The organism is Nocardioides malaquae (assembly GCF_015070385.1).
Lineage (GTDB): Bacteria > Actinomycetota > Actinomycetes > Propionibacteriales > Nocardioidaceae > Nocardioides > Nocardioides malaquae.
Genome location: NZ_JADCSA010000251.1, coordinates 1 through 290, shown reverse-complemented (window position 1 = coordinate 290; position 290 = coordinate 1). Strand labels below are relative to the sequence as shown.

The window sequence follows — 290 nt, the reverse complement described above, 5'->3', positions numbered from 1 at the left end:
CACCCTGCGATGTTCAATCAGAAGTAGAAATGTTTAACCTGCTAGTGTTACCTATCTGCTTCGTGCCTCGTGGCACACAAGGCCTCTCTCTGCTTCTGCTTCCGCAGCGGGTTATCAGCCCACAGCCCAATCTTCCAATTTTCAATTTAAGCATTTGGCAGACGCTCTTAATCCAGAGCGACTTACAATGACAGGGTAATACATAATGTCCATAATACATCAATGATATAGCAGTTCAAGTCCGCGGCCAAGCGGGCTTGGGCACGCAATACTCAGTAACACCTCCTTGG

1 protein-coding gene is annotated in these 290 nt (G+C 47.6%); it reads left to right on the top strand.

Translation table 11 applies throughout. The features are described 5' to 3' along the window. Positions 1-191 (top strand): hypothetical protein (locus IEQ44_RS17160; protein WP_227487620.1); only part of this gene is annotated, 191 nt, incomplete at its 5' end. Positions 192-290 lie beyond the last annotated feature (99 nt).